The 16,967-nt window shown below is 44.6% G+C and carries 14 protein-coding genes; all 14 read right to left on the bottom strand.

Annotated features, from left to right (window positions below):
- Window positions 1-39: 39 nt before the first annotated feature.
- On the bottom strand, window positions 40-444 hold the full coding sequence (locus I6L46_RS02760) for a WbuC family cupin fold metalloprotein (protein WP_216977331.1): 405 nt from the start codon (window positions 442-444) through the stop codon (window positions 40-42).
- Window positions 445-456: 12 nt separating this feature from the next.
- Window positions 457-1,605 carry a glycosyltransferase family 4 protein gene (locus I6L46_RS02755; protein ID WP_216977330.1) on the bottom strand — a complete coding sequence of 383 codons (1,149 nt, stop codon included), beginning with the start codon at window positions 1,603-1,605 and terminating at the stop codon, window positions 457-459.
- Window positions 1,606-1,661: 56 nt separating this feature from the next.
- Entirely contained in the window at window positions 1,662-2,795 is a 1,134-nt protein-coding gene (gene wecB / locus I6L46_RS02750) for a non-hydrolyzing UDP-N-acetylglucosamine 2-epimerase (RefSeq protein WP_216977329.1), read from the bottom strand.
- On the bottom strand, window positions 2,783-3,664 hold the full coding sequence (locus I6L46_RS02745; protein WP_216977328.1) for an SDR family oxidoreductase: 882 nt from the start codon (window positions 3,662-3,664) through the stop codon (window positions 2,783-2,785). Before I6L46_RS02745 ends, wecB begins: the two co-directional genes overlap by 13 nt.
- Before the next feature lie 2 nt (window positions 3,665-3,666).
- Entirely contained in the window at window positions 3,667-4,704 is a 1,038-nt protein-coding gene (locus tag I6L46_RS02740; RefSeq protein ID WP_216977327.1) for a polysaccharide biosynthesis protein, read from the bottom strand.
- A gap of 23 nt (window positions 4,705-4,727) precedes the next feature.
- Window positions 4,728-5,813, bottom strand: coding sequence for a glycosyltransferase (locus I6L46_RS02735; RefSeq protein WP_216977326.1), 1,086 nt, complete (start codon window positions 5,811-5,813; stop codon window positions 4,728-4,730).
- A complete protein-coding gene (gene wzy, locus I6L46_RS02730; RefSeq protein WP_216977325.1) occupies window positions 5,794-7,089 on the bottom strand; it encodes an oligosaccharide repeat unit polymerase in 1,296 nt (431 codons plus the stop codon). Before wzy ends, I6L46_RS02735 begins: the two co-directional genes overlap by 20 nt.
- The gene (locus I6L46_RS02725; protein WP_216977324.1) at window positions 7,090-8,079 is read right to left on the bottom strand and encodes a glycosyltransferase; all 990 of its coding nucleotides are present in this window, start codon (window positions 8,077-8,079) and stop codon (window positions 7,090-7,092) included.
- A gap of 37 nt (window positions 8,080-8,116) precedes the next feature.
- Window positions 8,117-8,686, bottom strand: a complete 570-nt coding sequence (locus I6L46_RS02720; RefSeq protein ID WP_216977323.1) for an acyltransferase — start codon at window positions 8,684-8,686, stop codon at window positions 8,117-8,119.
- A 3-nt stretch (window positions 8,687-8,689) separates the two neighbouring features.
- On the bottom strand, window positions 8,690-9,799 hold the full coding sequence (gene vioA, locus I6L46_RS02715) for a dTDP-4-amino-4,6-dideoxy-D-glucose aminotransferase VioA (protein ID WP_216977322.1): 1,110 nt from the start codon (window positions 9,797-9,799) through the stop codon (window positions 8,690-8,692).
- Between the two features lie 32 nt (window positions 9,800-9,831).
- Window positions 9,832-11,259 carry a lipopolysaccharide biosynthesis protein gene (locus I6L46_RS02710; RefSeq protein ID WP_216977321.1) on the bottom strand — a complete coding sequence of 476 codons (1,428 nt, stop codon included), beginning with the start codon at window positions 11,257-11,259 and terminating at the stop codon, window positions 9,832-9,834.
- A complete protein-coding gene (rfbA, locus tag I6L46_RS02705; RefSeq protein ID WP_216977320.1) occupies window positions 11,243-12,133 on the bottom strand; it encodes a glucose-1-phosphate thymidylyltransferase RfbA in 891 nt (296 codons plus the stop codon). Before rfbA ends, I6L46_RS02710 begins: the two co-directional genes overlap by 17 nt.
- Window positions 12,133-13,218 carry a dTDP-glucose 4,6-dehydratase gene (gene rfbB / locus I6L46_RS02700; RefSeq protein WP_216977319.1) on the bottom strand — a complete coding sequence of 362 codons (1,086 nt, stop codon included), beginning with the start codon at window positions 13,216-13,218 and terminating at the stop codon, window positions 12,133-12,135. The genes rfbA and rfbB overlap by 1 nt, the downstream gene beginning before the upstream one ends.
- Before the next feature lie 584 nt (window positions 13,219-13,802).
- A complete protein-coding gene (locus tag I6L46_RS02695; RefSeq protein ID WP_216977318.1) occupies window positions 13,803-16,952 on the bottom strand; it encodes an efflux RND transporter permease subunit in 3,150 nt (1,049 codons plus the stop codon).
- Window positions 16,953-16,967 lie beyond the last annotated feature (15 nt).

The raw sequence follows: 16,967 nt of genomic DNA, 5'->3' as shown, positions 1-16,967 counted from the left end.
ATACAGCAAGTATATATATTTCACTAGGAGCACATAACTTTAAAGTAATAAAAAACTTTTTGATGTGCGCGCATCAAAAGGTCCCTCTTTTATCTCTAAAAGTAAAGCATAATCTGACAAACATTCCACACTATGTATTTCATTTGGTAAAAATTCAACTAGTGGTAGTGGATCCTGCGCATTAATTATTAATTCATGACGCACATCTCCATTACTTTCATATAAACACACTCTAATCACACCAGATATTAAAGTGAACATCTCCCATTGATGGGGAAACTGATGAAAATGCGGCTCTACATAACTACCTTTCACCATAGCGATCAGCAGCCGCTGCACTTTTTCTGTATGAGATGCATGTAATAAATAGTGCGTACGAAGCCTTTCGGAGGCTGCAGCATCACGATACAGCTGCATCAATAATTGCGATTCTAAAAGCTTCATATTGCGCCTTATCTACAATTTATCAGAGTTCAAGGTTTGCAAAATAGTCTCTGCCGCAGCAGAAACTGAAAATTGTTGCTGCAACAACTGATTGGCATTCTGGCCTGCTCTTTGGCGATATTCCACATCATTCAGTAACTGCTCAGCCGCGGCATGCAAGCCAATATCATCACCATTTACTTTAATAACTCCAGCACCATGTTCATTAACCAATTCCATCAAATCATTACCGTTATTCACACTTCCAAGAATTGGTATGTTTTGCACCATGTACCCGAGTAGTTTTCCTGGAAAGTTATGGCTAGTATGATCAGCAGAAAGAGAAAATAAACCAATATCAACTTCAGCAAGCAGCAGTTTAAACTCCATCTGATTAATCGACGGCAAATAGGTAAAATTGGACAAATTCCACTCACTGGCTAATCGATTGATCAGAGCAACTTCATCTCCTTGACCAACATATAAAAAATGTGCATGGGGATGCCGACTCATAGTCTTGGTCAAACGCATCAAATTGGCCATGTCTTGTGCATGACCAATATTCCCGCCATAAAAAAAGATCACTTTATCTTGCAGGTTTAGGCGCTGGCGAAACGGCATATAATCAGCTGGAAATTGAGTTACAGGTGTGAGAGCGGCCCAATTTCTCAGCATCTCAGTGGGATATGTATTACCCTCTGCTTCAAAAATATTGATGTTGCTATCTGACATCAAGCCAATCATCTTAGCCTGACGATAACTCACATGTTCAAAAAAACGAAAATAGCGGGCAATGAAGGAGCGTTCACCAATCATACCGGCATCAATCGCCCAGCGTGGGAATAGGTCTCGCAACACTAAATAGGCGGGGCATTGGCAGCGCTGGCAAAGCCAGCGCACTAAACCACCGAAAAAAATAGATGGGGAGTAATACACCACTCCATCAAAGCTATGCTTAGTGATATTTGATCTCACAGCCCACCAAGCGCGCAGCGACAACAAACTTTCGTTAATCGCGCGCTTTACTTTTCCAACATTTTTAATTTCGCCACTTTTAAAGCGTAAAATGCTCACCCCATCGAGCTCATCACACACCAGCTTGGTTGCTTGATGAATGTCAGGGGTAATCACCGTGACTTGGTGACCTTGCTGCGTTAAATACACTGCCAACTCGTGAAACATCTTTGAGCCAACTCGCGTGCTATTAGGCAAGTAATCATCAATGATCAGAGCTAACCTCACAGCGACTTTCTCCAAATCACTCGATTGACATAATCGGTATAGCTTAGGATTGTGCGTAGGACTTTGTCAGAAACGTTAGGCGCAATATAATCCGGCACCTTATTTATCAAACGAACAGTACCTCTAGGTTGCTTTTCTAGAATTTCAATGGCTTGTAAAATCCGCTCAAAACTCATACCAGTAAACATCACCGCCCCCTCTTCAAATCCCTCTGGACGCTCTTGGGCTTCTCGGATATTGACCGCAGGAAAGTTCAATATGGAAGACTCTTCTGTAATAGTACCACTATCACTCAACACCACTTTGGCATCCATTTGCAGTCGCACATAATCGCTAAAACCAAGGGGCTTTAACAAATCAACCAAAGGATGGAATCTTAAATTTAACGCTTCAATTTTTTTGCGAGTACGCGGATGAGTCGAAACAATAATCGGATATTGATATTTTTCAGCTAGTTTATTTAAAACTTGCACATAGCTGTGAATATTTTTTTCAGAATCCACATTCTCTTCACGGTGCACACTAACCAAAAAATATTCTTCCTTGGTCAGTGACAGCCGCGATACTACATCAGCAGCGTGAATTTTGTCCTGATAAAAAGCCAGCACCTCATCCATTGGGCTACCGGTCTTAACGATTAAATCAGGTTTAATCCCCTCGTTTAAAAGATATTCACGTGCAATATCGCTATAGGGCATATTCACATCAGAAATATGATCCACAATTTTACGGTTGATCTCTTCTGGTACGCGTAAATCAAAGCAACGATTACCCGCTTCCATATGGAAGATCGGGATTTTTTTACGCTTGGCAGAAATAGCAGCCAAGGCACTGTTTGTATCCCCCAGAATAAGGAGTGCATCCGGCTTTAACTCGGCAAACACCTTATCTGACTTGCTGATCACTTGCGCCATGGTTTCAGCAGCACTGCCACCGGCACACTCTAAAAACACATCTGGCGCACGGATACCTAAGTCATCAAAAAATATTTGATTGAGCTCATAATCATAATTTTGACCGGTATGAACCAAGGTATGGTCACAAAATTCATCCAACTTGGCGATAGTACGCGACAGCCGAATAATTTCTGGGCGCGTACCAACTATGGTCATCACTTTTAGTTTTTGCATGGCACATACCTTATCAAATAATCGTTATGCATAAATTCAATCAACTCACGCCAACTTGGCACAGTCAAATCCAGCGCTTGGCGCAAGCAGCTAGAATCGAGCGAACGGTCGATCACCAATTGGGCTGACTCATTAATCTCAATATTCTTGCCATAAATTTCGGCCACTAATGAGATCAAACTGTGCTTATCAATCGGTTCCGCCGACAGGTGATACAAACCGCAGAGATCAGGCTTGTTCAGAATGTTGTCGGCCAACAGCTTGGCAATATAACAAGTTGGCAAACCAGAAAATATCGCCTTAGAAAAACCCTTCACCGCACCACGTTGGCTTAAAAACCAATCAACCAAGCTCACAGCGGAATCCAGCTCATGACCAATGATCGAGGTACGCAAGGTTAAGTGGCGGCCATAGTTAACCTCACCCAAGCATTTGGATTTGCCGTAGAGATCAGTCGCGGTGGGTAAATCAGCTTCCTGATACATGCCTTGTTTGCCATCAAACACACAATCGGTCGAAAAATGGATCAACCGTGAAGCATATTGGTCGCAAAGGGCAGCCAACTGATGTGGTAATAGTGCATTGATTTCAATCGCCGCCACATGCTGTTTAGCAATATCGTGCTGCTTAATCAACCCTATACAGTTGAACACCACATCAGGCTTGGCTTCTATAATAGCCTGCTCAATGCTAGCAATATCCGTTACATCAATTCCGAGTAATAACTTATCTTGATACTTTTCAAAAAATTCCTGCTTTCCGTCTATATTACGCACAGTACCTTTTACGGTTAACTCTGCATAATCTGCCAGATTGCTAAACAAGCTGTACCCCAACATCCCCGTAGCACCAAGGATCAACACATTCACAGCTATACTCCTTCTGGCACAATGATATTGCCAGCTTCAATTTCTCGAATGAAATCGAGTTTACGAAGGAGTGCTTTCATTCCTTCAACATCGAGACGTTCAGTATTGTGAGAATTATAATCTTCAACCTTAGACAGATCTTGCTCACCTTGTTCGAAATACTTTGAGTAATTAAGGTCGCGATTATCTGCCGGCACTCGATAATATTGACCTTGTTCCTGCGCAACAAACATTTCTTCGCGACTACAAAGTGCTTCAAATTGTTTTTCACCATGGCGTGTACCAATAACATTTACTGGATGTTCAGGCTTATTCATGATCCCCAGTAACGCTTTAACCAATACATCGATGGTCGCAGCTGGTGCTTTTTGTACGAAAATATCGCCGTTTTTTCCTTGCTCAAAGGCATGCAATACCAGATCGACGGCATCATCAAGGGTCATCATAAAGCGGGTCATATTAGGGTCAGTGATAGTAATAGCATCGCCATTGACGACCTGACGAATAAACAACGGGATCACTGAACCACGGGAAGCCATCACATTACCATAACGGGTACAGCAAATGGTGGTCTTGGTGTGCTCCAAATTACGGCTCTTGGCTACAATCACCTTTTCCATCATTGCCTTGGAAATTCCCATCGCGTTGATCGGGTACACCGCCTTATCGGTACTTAAGCAGACAACGCGTTCAACCCCATGAGTGATGGCGGCTTCGAGCACATTTTCCGTACCAAGCACGTTTGTTTTTACAGCTTCTAAAGGATAGAACTCGCAAGACGGCACCTGTTTTAATGCTGCTGCATGGTAAACATAATCCACTCCGCGCATAGCATTGGCAACACTTTGGTAGTCGCGTACATCACCAATATAAAATTTTAATTTATCCGATTGAAAATGCTTACGCATATCATCTTGTTTTTTCTCATCACGGGAGAAAATGCGAATTTCTTTTATATCTGTATTTAAAAATCGGCGCAGCACGGCATTGCCAAACGACCCTGTACCACCGGTGATTAAAAGTATTTTATTGTTAAACATTCCAACCTCAACACAATTAAAATTTAAATAAAATCAAAAAAATCTTTCCATGTTACACGCTGTGCAAATGACAAAGGTGAAAACTGCAATACAATTTTTTGCCCTATAACACATTCCATTTCATCTGCCCATTCAGCTGCATCATGATAATTCAAGAAGCTCGCACCTTGGTAACCTCTCAATACATCCCTAGAATAAGGCAAATCTGCACAGATGATTTTTTTACCTAACACCCCCGCCTCTGCAAGTGGTAAGCCAAAGGTTTCTATATAGCTGGGAAATAACACGGCGTCGGCTGAAATATAATTTTCAATCACATGCTCATAGGGTATTACACCTAAATAGACCACATTTTCATTTAGTCCCAACCGCTCTACTATTTTATCAAATGTAGGGTAATCACCAACGGATAATGTAACCGAGAAACAGACTTTCTTATTTAGCTGTCTGGTTTTAAGCAACGATAACGCATTCAAAATCAATAAGTGATTTTTATAAAACAACGATGATGCTGGATAAAAAAAAGTAATTTGCTCGGTAGTTAACCGGTGCTTTTGTTCTAGGCTTTGAGTTAGATGAGCGTCTGGTAACTTGATATCCGGCGTAAATACTGAAATATTGCCTTCAAACACACCACTTTGCGCTAATGCAGCCTTCATCCACTGCGTTTGAACTACAAAACGCGTCTCTTTGCTGACAAATAAAAAAATAAAAAATTTATAAAACCATTTATATAAAAAAAATTTTACAGTCTCTTTGTTAAAAGAATATTTTACATCTGAAAAAGGGAGAGGCTGATGTAAGTAGATCAATTGTTGACAGCCAACATTCATCGACGTATTTTGCAATGAAATAAATAGCTCAAACTCGAAGTTATGTTGCTTGATATAGCGTTTCAACCCGAAACTATCCCACCAAATCCGTTTCAACCAAGATTTAGTATCCACTTCAATGTACGTAATATTGGCAAAAGCATCGAGTTGCACCCCAACAGGGGAAAATATAATATAATTCTTATCAGTTAATGCCGCATGGGCAATAAATTGCCGAAGAATAGTCAGTGCACCGCCAGAAGATAATGCAGTAGCGTTAACTGCGATTTGTTTCATTATTTTCATTCCGATATTCGCATATTGCTTTATTAAAAGAAATTCCGGACCTAACTCTAAGGAAAAAACATACGATAATCAATGCCTGCATATATAACAAATAAGCATTAAACCAACCATTCATTAGGTATAGGAAGACAAAAAACCATGTTAAAGATTGCACTTCATGCGAGCCTGTCTTTTTTGAAAGATATATAGAAGAAAAAATCAACAACAATATATAAGAAAGATATATAATACTAGTGCCTATATCAAAAAACAACCATGAAACAAAGCCAGTCTGCAATGTTGTTTCTGTAAAATATTTATCATTAACAAAATAACTGTAAAGAAAAAGATGAATATCTTCTCCCGGAGTAATATTGATTAACTTGGAAATTAATTGTGGAAATAGCCCCTCGAAATAAAACATGGCCACTCGATCACTTTGCAAAAAATCCCTAATAATATTTAAATTATCGTATACAAAAACCACATTTGAAAAATGTTGCAACCTAAAGAATAAGGCATCAAAAAAACTCAAAAACACAAAGTTAAAATCTAATTCATTTATAATTCCATATAAAACCGAGAGATCTTGCAAGCTCAAAGCATCACGCATTGCTACTTTTAAATAAACCAACAATGGGAACAGTCCGAGTACTGGGATAAATAATATATATATATAAAATCTTTTTAATTTTAGCCTTATATTACCATCATTTCTTTTAAGCCAGAAACATAATTCGACATATATAAAAACCAAAAGCCAACCGAGCCATCCACGACTTAATTGAGATAAAGCAAAAATAAATAGATTAAATTTAACAAGTTTTGATTTACTGGTTCGTGCAAAAACATAGTAAATATAAAAAATATAATCCACTGGAAGGATTAACCATAAAAATCTAACGACCCCTTCTGGATTTGATGCTCCAGCATAATTAGACCCAGTTGTAAAGTTATAGATAAAATATAGTATCTGTAAAAATAAAACTGACCAGCCAAAATATAGCAACCTATTGACTGAACACATTTTTGGAAATGACGCTTTTATTTTTATACCAAAATTGTAAATCGGGCCGCATACAACGTAATAAGAAAACAAAACCATCAGCAATATAAGAAGCAATGGCATCTTTGTATTTAACGAAAAAGAGTAGTCACCAACATAACGTTCGATATCAACCATCGTTAAATAAGCATATATATTTGCGACTACATAAAGAACTAAGAATAGAATACGAGCCCGACTAGTTGAACTAAAAAAGTCACTCTTTTTTGACCTTGTCGCCAATTAAAAAATTCCTTTTAAAAAACTTTTAAGTAAATTCTTGGTAAGGAAAATTATCTTTACTAAAAGTAAATTGCTCCGACAATAGAACAATGCTCTATGAAATAAGTCATACCAAACAATAGTATATGAATCATTTATATGTCTCTTAAATAAGTCATAATTACCTTCATAAAAATAACCTTGTGCGCATGCATATTCCGCGTGAGCTATTTTGATTCTTATAGACTTTTCATTTTCTGGCATTAATGAAACCAACTTGTTAAGTGATAGTATATTTTTTAGGTAGGTTTTCACAATCTTACCTCCTTTACCCTCACCGGTTAAATTAATTGACCACGAATTATCTGCATCTAATCTATAAACTGACATATATTCATTTATACATGCACACCCATCCATTTTTGATGCAAATACTTCAATATAGTAATCGCCTACTGGCGCTTCACTAAACCAATCAGGGATACTATTAATTATTTCTTTCTTGAAAAAATATGAACTAGTAGGTGCATACTGTCCTTTAGCAGAAAGAATAAATTCTAATTGGTTACTTTTTTGACATGCCCATTCAATTTCTTTATTAAGGCGATTGATTAACACTCTAGCGGGGTGAACAACAAATGAACACCTATGCGTTTCAATGTAATTAAACTGCTTTTGCAATTTATATGTATCACACCAATAATCATCCCCCTCACAAACAGCAATAAAATCTCCCTTGGCAGAGTTAAATACTCTTAAAAGATTGGCATTCGCACCAACGTTATGTTCTGATGTAATTATTTTTATAATATTAGGATAATGTTCTTTATACTCGGTTAAAATTGCTAACGTTCCATCACCGCCACAATCTTCACCAATGACAATCTCAAATGGGAAAGTGGTTTTTTGTATTAAAAAACTTTCAATTGCTTGAGCTATATATTTCTCTTGTTTATAAGTAATACAACAGACACTGACACGAATGGGTTCATTCACTGTCCAGCTAGCCATAATTTCAGCTTCAGTTAAATGAAACACAATATTGACCTTAATTATTAATGGTGGTGAGCAAACGAGCCTCATAGGCGAGTAAATCCCGCTTGCGGTTTTTAATTTTTTTAGCTGGTGCACCTACATACACACCAAAGGCTTCACAGTCTTTCGTGATCATACATAATGATCCGACAGAGACTCCTTCATGCAGGGTGATGCCAGGCAATAAAACAGAGCCTGAGCCTATAATCACATGTTTAGCCAAGGTGACATCTGCATGAGTTACATTGGTATATTCCGCAGGTACCATGGGGTTTGTCATATATTCACCGCTGTAATCATCATTACTAGAGTAAATGGATACTTTAGATGAAATATTTACAAAATCAGCCAACGTTATCTTACCGGCCCCAATTAATGAACTATATACAGCGATATGAATATAACAGCCAATTTCAATCCCCCCTTCACCTGCCGACAGCACACAAAAATCATCGATGCGGACATTGCTACCAATCTTAATGCGGCTAGCACCATAAATAGAGGCTTTATCAGAGATCAAAACATTTCTGCCCAGTTCGGCAAAGCCTATGGCACTTAATTGTTGCTCAGTAAGAAATGCCATTTGTTAATTCCCTTTAATTAGCGTAATAACATGTTTCAGCTGTTCAACCGTTAGCTCATGAAAAATCGGCAAACATAATACTTTTTCAGCTAAGGCATTGGCCTCTGGCAAATGTGAGGTATCGGCACTAGGCAACGCCCGATACATCGGCATATTGCTGATCAAGGGATAAAAATAACGGCGGGATAAAACGCTATTGGCTTTGAGTTTGTCATATAACTCATCACGACTGAGTGGGTAATCTGGCTCAACCAAAATAGGGAAGTAAGAAAAGTTGCTATTAGCATTTCTGTCATGCTGATACAGGGTAATACCGATTACATCTGCCAGTTCGGCGCGGTAACGCGCATCGACAGCTTGGCGTAGCGCCATGGCGTCATCGATATGTTTAAGCTGTACTAAACCAAAGGCCGCATTGATTTCACTCATTTTGCCGTTAATACCAGGGGCAGTGACGGTGAGTTCATCGGCGATGCCAAAGTTTTTTAAGCGATCAATACGCTGCTTAGTTTTGGCATCTGGGCTGATAATTGCACCACCTTCGAAAGTGTTAAATACCTTGGTAGCGTGAAAGCTTAAAATCGACAGGTCACCCCATTTAAGTAAACTCTCACCTTTATATTTCACCCCAAAAGCATGGGCCGCATCATAAATCACCTTCAAACCATAGTTATCAGCAATTTTTTGAATGGCTTCTACATCGCAAGGATTGGAGTAGCAATGCACCGGCATAATAGCGGTTGTGCGTGGGGTAATAGCTGCCTCTATCTTGGCAGGATCAATATTAAAAGTGGTTGGATCAATATCGACAAACACTGGCTCTAAACTATTCCACATGATCGAATGGCTGGTTGCCACAAACGAATAGGGAGTGGTAATCACCTCGCCGTGAATGCGCATAGCCTGCAAAGCAGTAATGAGCGCAATGGTGGCATTATTGAATAAAGAGACATGCTCAACACCCAAATATTCAGCCAACTTTGCTTCTAATTCTTGATGAAACGGGCCATTGTTGGTCAGCCAACGATTATTCCAAATTTTTTCAAGATAAGGTACAAATTCGTCTAATCCTGGCAAAAATGGCTGGGTGACTGGGATTGTTTTATTCGTCATGTTTACATCCAAAGTAATAAATAATTAAACCATTAGCGGCGTAAGGTACTGCGCAGTTGCAACAGCAGTGGCTTTTGTACCAACACTAAATACATACCATAGACAAATAAGGCTACGCTCAAGTTAATCGCTATTTGCAACCAAGCTTGCGGGAAATATAAACCAGCGCCATATCCAACGACAGCAGCAAAAATCACGGCAAACCAAATAGGTAAAATATCTTTACATTGTTGCCATTGACTCAAATGCGTTAACTTGGCGGTGTAATAGGTGTTTAGTAGCAGGGCTAAATAGGACGTCAAGGTAAAACCAAGACACATTGCCAACACGCCATAAGGAATGCTCAACAGCAGCACAGTCACACCAATGACTTTTTTCATAACCTCAAGTTTTAGAAACAGATCGCTGCGACCAGTGACTTGCAACAAATTCAAATTTAGGGAATGAATTGGGTATAACATATAACCCAAACACAACACCGTGAGCAACACCGCAGCCCCCTGCCACTGCTCACCTAATAGACTAGTTAACAATGGCTCGGCAATCAAACCCAAAGCAACTATCAATGGGAAGATCACTAGCGCCGACAATTTTAAGGTTTGTCGATAGGCGTTGGCCATTCGTTCCGGTTCGTCTTGCAGCTGGCTAAATAACGGAAACGTTACCCGCTGAATAATGCTAGTTAACGTCATCGCTGGGAGACTAGTTAATTGATTAGCTTGGCTAAACTGGCCTACCTCAATAGGGCTAAATTTTTTACCTATGATAATTTGATAGAGATTATTGTAAGTCACATCCAGTAAACCAGATAACAATAACTTACTACCGTAACCAAACAAATAATTAAAAGAATTTCTCGTGATGAGACCACGAGGTAACCAAGGCGCAAACAGATTGAATAATAAGGCAGCACAACTAGCATTGAGCAAGGTTTGCGCCACCAACGCCCATACGCCATAGCCATTAATTGCTAATATTATCGCTGTTGGCCCACTGATCAGCACACTCAGTACCGATATTTTGGCTTGAGTTTTAAAATCCATCGTAACATTAAGTTTAACGCGAGGAATTAACGTAAATGCGTTAATCAACACAGCTAAGCCTAATATCCGCAGCAGGGCTTGCAGGTCGGCTTGCAGATAAAAATCGGCAACAAAAGGCGCACTGATATACAAAGCAAAGTAGCACAAACCAGCCATGGCAATGTTGTAATAAAAGGCGGTTACTAAATCACTTTCTGTACGATCTGTTTTACGAATTAACGCCGAAGTGAAGCCACTATCGACAAACACATTGGCGATGGCAATAAACACTGTCAGCATGCCCACTAAGCCAAAGGCGGTTGGCCCCAATATTCTCGCCAAATATAAGGTAATGGCAAGTTGAATACATTGGGTAAGAAGGCGCTCGATAGCGCTCCATTGCAGGCCTTTTTTGGTTTTGCTAGCAAGATTGGTCATAGGGATTAGCCAAGGTTAACAGATATTGGCCATAACTATTTTTACTCATCAATTCACCGCGAGCCATTAATTGACATTCATTTAGCCAACGTTGTAAATAAGCGATCTCCTCTAAACAGGCAATTTTATAACCTTGGCGTTTCTCTAGTGTTTCAACAAATTGTGCTGCTTCGAGTAAGCTTTCATGGGTTCCAGTATCGAGCCAAGCAAAACCACGACCAAGCATTTCTACATGCAAGTTACCTTGGTTAAGGTACATCTCATTTAAAGTGGTAATTTCCAGTTCACCACGATGCGAAGGCTTAACCTGTTTTGCCTGCTTTACCACATTATTTGGGTAAAAATACAACCCAGTCACGGCGTAATTACTCTTTGGTTTTACTGGTTTTTCTTCAATGCTGATGGCTTTTTGGTCTTGATCAAATTCGACTACACCGAAGCGCTCTGGATCTTTAACTTGATAACCAAATACAGTGGCGCTCTCACTTACCTGTGCTCTGGTAACCGCCATTTTCAACTTGGCGCTGAAATTTTGTCCATAAAAAATATTGTCGCCCAGCACCAAACATACAGCATCATTACCAATAAATTCTTCACCAATAATGAAGGCTTGAGCCAAACCATCTGGACTAGGTTGCACAGCATATTCTAGAGCAATACCAAATTGGCTGCCATCGCCAAGTAGACGCTGAAATCCAACTTGATCTTCTGGTGTTGTAACAATGAGAATTTCTCTGATACCAGCAAGCATCAATACTGAAAGTGGATAATAGATCATTGGCTTGTCATATACAGGCAACAGTTGTTTAGAAACCCCCATGGTTATGGGGTAGAGACGAGTACCAGAACCGCCAGCCAAAATAATACCTTTCATTACTTCTTCTCTCCGTACTGCAGATCGATCCAAGATTGATAGGCGCCGCTCTTGACGTTGCTCACCCACTGCTGGTTATCCAGATACCACTGCACTGTTTTGCGGATGCCGGATTCAAAGGTCTCTTCAGGTTGCCAGGCAAGCTCAGCACTCATCTTGCTGGCATCGATAGCATAGCGGCGATCGTGGCCGGGGCGATCCGCCACATAGATGATTTGATTGCGGTAAGAGCACGCTTTAGGCACCATCTCGTCCAGCAAATCGCAGATGGTGTGTACCACCTCCAGATTCTGCTTCTCGTTGTGGCCACCGATGTTGTAGGTCTCCCCAACCAAGCCGGTGGTCACCACCTTGTAGAGTGCGCGTGCGTGGTCTTCCACATAGAGCCAGTCACGGATCTGGTCGCCCTTGCCGTATACCGGCAGCGGTTTGCCATCCAGGGCGTTGAGGATCACCAGCGGGATCAACTTCTCGGGGAAGTGGTACGGGCCGTAGTTGTTGGAGCAGTTGGTGACGACAGTCGGCAGGCCGTAAGTACGGCGCCAGGCGCGCACCAAATGGTCACTGGAGGCCTTGGAGGCAGAATAGGGGCTGCTGGGAGCATAAGGGGTGGTTTCGGTGAATAGCGGCAATGGTTCACCGGCAGCCACTTCATCCGGATGGGGCAGATCACCATATACTTCGTCGGTGGAGATATGGTGGAAGCGGAAGGCCGCCTTGCGCACATCATCCAGACCATTCCAGTAGGCGCGGGCCGCTTCCAGCAACATATAGGTGCCGACGATATTGGTCTCGATAAAGTCAGCCGGGCCTGTGATGGAGCGATCAACATGGCTCTCGGCAGCCAGGTGCATCACAGCGTCCGGTTGATGCTGGGCAAACACCCGATCCAGCTCGACGCGATTGCAGATATCCACTTGCTCAAACACATAACGATCGCTTGTCGATACATCGGCCAAGGATTCCAGATTGCCAGCATAAGTGAGTTTATCGAGATTGATAACGGAATCCTGGGTATCACGGATGATATGGCGCACCACGGCAGAGCCGATAAAGCCTGCGCCACCGGTAACGAGAATTTTCATAGATATGTTATCTCTTGCGAGGAGTTGATATAGATGCGGTTGCGGGCTGAGCCAGAAATAAAAAACTGCTCACAGGGGTCTCTTAACATCACCAGAATGTGTATTGGTGAGTGCTATTTAATCAAGTTGGCGACAAATGCTATGGCTACCGCCCCTGGGTTACAGCCCCCAGTTTGCTGCTTTTAACCTGATTGTATTTGCTGTTGGTCATCATGTCCTCCAGCATTGTTATGTTGTGATGGTGCATCAGCATGTGTTCATTTCGCGTAATACAGCGAAAAAGAGCTTTGCTTGGAAAAACATCGCACCGTACCAGCCCGATAGAACGGAAGATTCTATCTCGATTCCGATAAGACTGCACACCAAAAAATGTTTCAGCATCTCGTTTTTAACCAAGATTCGATAGAAAACCAGAAGAGCTGTATGACCCCAACCCAAGTGCGTTCAAAAATCAACCTGATCTTACTGATTGGAACAAAAATGGGGCAACCATACTGGTTGCCCCATTTGTATTGCTGGTCAGATTTGGCCTGACACTATCTTCATCTTCTGGTCGCGCAAGTTAACTGAGAAAAACACTGCCATCAGTCATGTTTTGACCCATGGGCATGGGTCAGGCGCTCTTCTTTGCTGCTGTGTTTGGTGAAGTAGCGCATCACCAGCACAAAGAAGAGCGGCACGAAGAAGATGGCCAGCACGGTGGCACTGATCATCCCCCCCATCACGCCGGTACCGATGGCGTTACGGCTGCTGGCACCTGCGCCAGAGCTGATTACCAGCGGCAGCACCCCGAGGATAAAGGCGAGCGAGGTCATCAGGATCGGACGCAGACGCAGGCGTGCCGCCTCCACCACCGCCTCACCCAAGCCCATCCCTTTGTCATAGAGCTCTTTGGCAAATTCCACGATCAAAATCGCGTTCTTCGCCGACAAGCCTATGGTGGTGAGCAGACCGACCTGGAAGTAGACGTCGTTCTCCAACCCGCGCAGGGTGGCAGCCACAATGGCCCCCAGTACCCCGAGCGGTACTACCAGCATCACCGAGAACGGAATGCTCCAGCTCTCGTAGAGGGCCGCCAGACAGAGGAACACCACCAGCAAGGAGATGGCGTAGAGCGCAGGCGCCTGTGAACCGGCCTGCCGCTCCTGGAAGGAGAGCCCGGTCCACTCGATGCCCACCCCTTCCGGCAGCTGTTTCACCATCTGTTCGATGGCGGCCATCGCATCACCGGTACTCTTGCCGGGCGCCGCCTCACCGACGATCTCCATCGCCGGCACGCCGTTGTAACGCTCCAGACGCGGCGAGCCGAAGCTCCACTCGGTGCTGGCAAAAGCGGAGAAGGGCACCATCTGACCAGCACTGTTGCGCACATACCAGAGTTTCAGATCTTCCGGGTTCATCCGGAAGGGGGCATCCGCCTGCATGTAGACCTTCTTGATCCGGCCACGGTCGACGAAGTCATTGACGTAGGACGAGCCCCAGGCGGTGGCCAGGGTGTTGTTTATATCCGCGATGGATAGCCCCTGCGCCAGCGCCTTCTCGTAGTCGATCTTGATATCGAGCTGCGGCGTATCCTCCATCCCGTTCGGGCGTACCCGCACCAAAGTGGGATCCTGCGCCGCCATGCCGAGCAGCTGGTTACGCGCCGCCATCAGCTTGTCGTGACCGATACCGCCGCGATCCTGCAGGAAGAAGTCAAAACCGGTCGCAGTCCCCAGCTCAGGGATCGGAGGCAGGTTGAAGGCGAACACTTGCGCCTCCTTGATGCTGAACAGATAGCCCATGGCACGACCGATAATGGCATTGGCGCTGCGATCCGGACTCTTGCGCTCGCTCCAGTCCTTGAGCTTGATAAAGGCCATACCCGCGTTCTGGCCACTACCGGCGAAGCTGAAGCCGGATACGGTCAGTACGGAATCTACGTTCTCCTTCTCGTTTTTCAGGAAGTAGTCTCGCATGTCCGCCAGCACCACCTCGGTACGCTGCTTGGTCGCCCCCACCGGCAGTTGCACCATGGACATGATGACCCCCTGATCCTCTTCCGGCAGGAAGGAGGTGGGCATCCGCATAAAGAGCACTGCCAACACCGCCAGCATGGCGCCGTAGATCAGGCTGTAGCGCACGCCCTGCTTGATCACCTTGCGCACGCCACTCTGATAGCGATTGGTACCGGCATCAAAGGCGCGGTTGAACCAGCCAAAGAAGCCGCGCTTGGCCCCAAACTCGCCATGTTTCATCGGCTTGAGCAGGGTGGCACAAAGGGCCGGAGTCAGGATCAACGCCACCAGCACCGACAGCACCATGGCCGAGACGATGGTCAGCGAGAACTGGCGATAGATGGCACCGGTCGAGCCGCCGAAGAAAGCCATCGGCACGAACACGGCGGAGAGCACCAGGGCGATCCCCACCAGCGCGCCGGTGATCTGGGTCATCGACTTGCGGGTCGCTTCCAGCGGGGAGAGATCCTCCTCGCTCATCAGCCGCTCCACGTTTTCCACCACAACGATGGCGTCATCCACCAGCAGGCCGATGGCCAGCACCATACCGAACATGGTGAGGGTGTTGATGGAGAAGCCAAACGCCGCCATCACCCCGAAGGTACCGAGCAGCACCACAGGCACCGCAATGGTCGGGATCAGGGTGGCGCGGAAGTTCTGCAAGAACAGATACATGACGCAGAACACCAGGAAGATCGCCTCGATCAGGGTCTGCACCACCTCCTCGATGGATATCTTCACAAACGGCGTGGTGTCGTAGGGATAGACGATCTTCATGTTGGCCGGGAAGTAATCCGACAGCTCATTGAGCTTGGCACGCACCTTCTCGGCAGTATCCAGCGCGTTGGCACCGGTCGCCAGTTTGATGGCGACCGCGGCGGTAGACTGGCCGTTGTAGAGCGCATCGGCGTCATAGCTTTCGCCCGCCAGCTCGACCCGGGCCACATCTTTCAGCCGTACCTTGGAGCCATCCTGATTCACCCGCAGCAGGATATCGTTGAACTGCTCCACGGTAGAGAGACGGGTCTGCCCCATGATAGTCGCAGTGAACTGCTGATCTTCCACCGACGGAGTACCACCCAGCTTGCCGAACGCGACCTGGGCGTTCTGCGCCTTGATGGCTGCCTGCACATCACCCGGGGTCATCTGCACCCGGTTGAGCTTGTTGGGATCGAGCCACACCCGCATCGAGTACTGGCTGCCGAACAAGGTGATGTCCCCTACCCCGTCCAGACGGCTCAGGGGCTCCTTGATATTGGAGACCACATAGTCCGCCAGGTCGTCGTTGTTCATGCTGCCATCGCTGGAGATGAAGGCCGCGACCATCAGGAAGCTGCTGGAGGTCTTCTGTACCCGGATCCCCTGCTGCTGAACTTCTTGCGGCAGCAGTGACATCGCTTGCTGCAGCTTGTTCTGCACCTGCACCTGGGCGATATCGGGATCGGTCCCCGGCAGGAAGGTGAGGGTCACCGACACTCGCCCCGCGGAGTCAGACTGGGAGGACATGTAGAGCAGGTGATCCAGCCCGGTCATGTTCTGTTCGATGATCTGGGTTACCGAGTCTTCCACCGTTTTGGCGGATGCGCCCGGATAGCTGGCAGAAATACCGACAGCGGGTGGCGCAATGCTCGGATACTGGGCGACCGGCAACTTGATGATGGCCAGGCTGCCCGCCAGCATGATCACCAGCGCGATCACCCAGGCAAAAATGGGTCTGTCTATAAAAAATCGAGCCATGAAGCGACTACTCCA

Source organism: Aeromonas sp. FDAARGOS 1416, from assembly GCF_019048085.1.
Classification (GTDB): Bacteria; Pseudomonadota; Gammaproteobacteria; order Enterobacterales; family Aeromonadaceae; genus Aeromonas; species Aeromonas veronii.
Note: the sequence above shows the minus strand (reverse complement) of the source record. Positions and strands in the feature narration are given on the sequence as shown.

What these genes read in the sequence shown, in the direction of transcription:
- I6L46_RS02760 (WP_216977331.1), bottom strand. Translation starts at nt 444, where the DNA reads ATGAAGCTTTTAGAATCGCAATTATTGATGCAGCTGTATCGTGATGCT.
- I6L46_RS02755 (WP_216977330.1), bottom strand. Translation starts at nt 1,605, where the DNA reads ATGTTTCACGAGTTGGCAGTGTATTTAACGCAGCAAGGTCACCAAGTC.
- wecB (WP_216977329.1), bottom strand. Translation starts at nt 2,795, where the DNA reads ATGCAAAAACTAAAAGTGATGACCATAGTTGGTACGCGCCCAGAAATT.
- I6L46_RS02740 (WP_216977327.1), bottom strand. Translation starts at nt 4,704, where the DNA reads ATGTTTAACAATAAAATACTTTTAATCACCGGTGGTACAGGGTCGTTT.
- I6L46_RS02735 (WP_216977326.1), bottom strand. Translation starts at nt 5,813, where the DNA reads ATGAAACAAATCGCAGTTAACGCTACTGCATTATCTTCTGGCGGTGCA.
- I6L46_RS02725 (WP_216977324.1), bottom strand. Translation starts at nt 8,079, where the DNA reads ATGGCTAGCTGGACAGTGAATGAACCCATTCGTGTCAGTGTCTGTTGT.
- I6L46_RS02720 (WP_216977323.1), bottom strand. Translation starts at nt 8,686, where the DNA reads ATGGCATTTCTTACTGAGCAACAATTAAGTGCCATAGGCTTTGCCGAA.
- vioA (WP_216977322.1), bottom strand. Translation starts at nt 9,799, where the DNA reads ATGACGAATAAAACAATCCCAGTCACCCAGCCATTTTTGCCAGGATTA.
- I6L46_RS02710 (WP_216977321.1), bottom strand. Translation starts at nt 11,259, where the DNA reads ATGACCAATCTTGCTAGCAAAACCAAAAAAGGCCTGCAATGGAGCGCT.
- rfbA (WP_216977320.1), bottom strand. Translation starts at nt 12,133, where the DNA reads ATGAAAGGTATTATTTTGGCTGGCGGTTCTGGTACTCGTCTCTACCCC.
- rfbB (WP_216977319.1), bottom strand. Translation starts at nt 13,218, where the DNA reads ATGAAAATTCTCGTTACCGGTGGCGCAGGCTTTATCGGCTCTGCCGTG.
- I6L46_RS02695 (WP_216977318.1), bottom strand. Translation starts at nt 16,952, where the DNA reads ATGGCTCGATTTTTTATAGACAGACCCATTTTTGCCTGGGTGATCGCG.